At 51.6% G+C, this 2,430-nt stretch carries 2 protein-coding genes and 1 pseudogene; 2 read left to right on the top strand and 1 reads right to left on the bottom strand.

Annotated elements, in window-relative coordinates; translation table 11 throughout:
- Window positions 1-505 (bottom strand): aldehyde dehydrogenase family protein (locus AB5H98_RS13200; protein ID WP_367926345.1); only part of this gene is annotated, 505 nt, incomplete at its 3' end.
- 244 nt (window positions 506-749) lie between these two features.
- On the opposite strand from AB5H98_RS13200, the gene AB5H98_RS13195 reads away from it, so the two are divergent.
- A complete protein-coding gene (locus AB5H98_RS13195) occupies window positions 750-2,099 on the top strand; it encodes a replication-associated recombination protein A (RefSeq protein WP_367926344.1) in 1,350 nt (449 codons plus the stop codon).
- A gap of 6 nt (window positions 2,100-2,105) precedes the next feature.
- Window positions 2,106-2,430 (top strand): annotated as a pseudogene (locus AB5H98_RS13190) (50S ribosomal protein L11 methyltransferase); the annotation flags it as partial.

Below are 2,430 nucleotides of genomic sequence, written 5' to 3'. Positions count from 1 at the left end.
CCGCCGCTTCATATACAATGCGAGCCGCTTCCGCAGAGCACTTCTGCGCAGACGGATGGAAGCCGAAAATAATGGGGTTGCGGGTCTTTACCGCAATCAGACATTTGAACAACGTGGTGGATGTGGGGTTGGTAGTCGGAGTGACACCGCAGATAACACCCACGGGCTCTGCCACTTCCACATAGCCTTCCATCTCATTCTCATCCAGAATGCCTACGGTCTTTTCGTTTTTGATATCGTGCCAGATATATTCCGTGGCAAACATGTTTTTAATGACTTTGTCTTCGTACACGCCGCGGCCGGTCTCCTCTACTGCCATCCGGGCCAGCTCCTGATGCTTGTCCAGACCAGCAAGAGCCATCTCATGCACAATATGGTCGACTTTTTCTTGATCCAACGTCAAGAATTCTTTCAGTGCGACTTGCGTTTTGGCCACCAGGCCATCGATCATGGTCTCCACTTCGCTCTTTGCGGTGGTGACGGGCACTGCTTTTTTCTCTGCCATATTCCCATTTCCTCCAAAATCTACTCAAACGTGTGTTTTCTTACATAGGGATCCGCTGATTCTTATTGTACCCTGTTGTTAAAAGTTTATCAATGTACAGAGTGCCGAATGTTTTTCATGAATTCGAAGGTTTTCTTACATATTTGACAAATCTTTAACAAACTGTGAATCTCTTTCCTTTTGCGGGGGTTTGCGCCGTTTCATTTCTATTGTATAATAAAGGAAACCGAAAGGAGGGCAAGCGATGGAACAGCAGTCGCTCTTTTCTCAGCCGCTTTTGACCCAACCTTTGGCCAGTCGAATGAGGCCGCGGACGCTGGAAGAATTCTGCGGACAGAAACACCTTTTAGGGCCGGACAAAGTGTTGCAGCGTATGATCGATGCGGATTCGGTGCCGTCCATGATTTTTTGGGGCCCTCCGGGCGTGGGAAAAACCACATTGGCGCGTATCATTGCCCGGCGCACCAAGGCAGAATTTATTGATTTTTCTGCGGTGACCAGCGGCGTCAAAGAAATCAAAGCCGTGATGAAGCAAGCCGAGGACGCCCGCGCCTTTGGGGAAAAGACCATTTTGTTTGTGGATGAGATTCATCGTTTCAACAAGGCCCAGCAAGATGCGTTTCTTCCTTTTGTAGAAAAGGGCAGCATCACACTGATTGGGGCCACCACAGAAAATCCTTCTTTCGAAATCAATTCGGCTCTTTTGTCTCGCTGCAAAGTATTTGTATTAAATGCTCTTACGACCGAAGAAGTGACCGATCTATTGAACCGAGCACTGACCGACCCGCGAGGGTTTGGCGCTCAGCAGGTAGAAATCGATCAAGACACCTTGAACATGATTGCCCGTTTTTCAAACGGGGATGCCCGCACCGCACTGAACACTTTGGAGATGGCGGTGCTGAACGGACGGCGCACCGAGGATAAAACCATTGTGGAACGGGCATTGGTAGAACAATGTGTTTCCAAAAAATCGCTGTTATACGACAAAAACGGTGAGGAACATTACAACTTAATTTCTGCGCTGCACAAATCCATGCGCAATTCGGACCCGGATGCGGCCGTATATTGGCTGGCTCGGATGCTGGAGGCCGGAGAGGACCCGCTGTACGTGGCCCGCCGGCTGATTCGTTTTGCAAGCGAGGACATCGGGCTGGCGGACACCCGCGCCTTGACACTGGCGGTAGACGCCTACAATGCCTGTCACTTCATCGGCATGCCGGAGTGCAGTCTGGCGCTGACTCAGACCGTGATTTACCTGTCCCTTGCCCCCCGCTCTAACGCCGTTTACCGGGCTTATGAACACGCCAAGGCGGATGCGCTGAAAATGTTGGACGAGCCGGTGCCTTTGATCATTCGCAATGCGCCCACCCGCCTGATGAAAGAACTTTCCTACGGTGAGGGCTATGTCTATGCCCACGATACCGAAGAGAAGGTAGCTGCTTTTGATTGTCTGCCGGAAAACCTGCGGGGGACCCGGTATTATGAACCTACACAAGCGGGCAGCGAAGCCCGCGCCAAACAGAAACTGGAGGCTGTGCGCGCCTGGCGCGAAGCCCATATTTCCAAAAATAAGGAACCGAAAAAAGGAGAATGACATACCATGGATTGGACCGATATCAAACTGACCGTTCCCGCCCGCTTTGCCGACACAGCGGAGGCCATTGCCACCGGCATTTCCGGAGGCGGAATTTATATTGAAGATTACCGCGATTTGGAAAGCCAGGTCGAGGCCATTGCTCATGTGGACCTGATCGAACAGGACCTGTTGGACAAAAAGCGGGATGAGGTCATCGTGCACCTGTACATTTCCCCGAACGAAAACGTAGCGGAGATTGCTGATTTGATGCGTGACCGGCTGGCCCGGGCTGAGGTGCCTTACACTTTGGCACTGGAAGGTGTGCGCCAAGAGGACTGGGAAAACGGCT

Source organism: uncultured Ruthenibacterium sp., assembly GCF_963558415.1.
In the GTDB taxonomy this organism is placed as follows: Bacteria; Bacillota; Clostridia; order Oscillospirales; family Ruminococcaceae; genus Ruthenibacterium.
This window is presented reverse-complemented; position numbering and strand designations above follow the sequence as displayed.

Coding starts and splice junctions, on each gene's coding strand:
- AB5H98_RS13195 (WP_367926344.1), top strand. CDS start 750: ATGGAACAGCAGTCGCTCTTTTCTCAGCCGCTTTTGACCCAACCTTTG.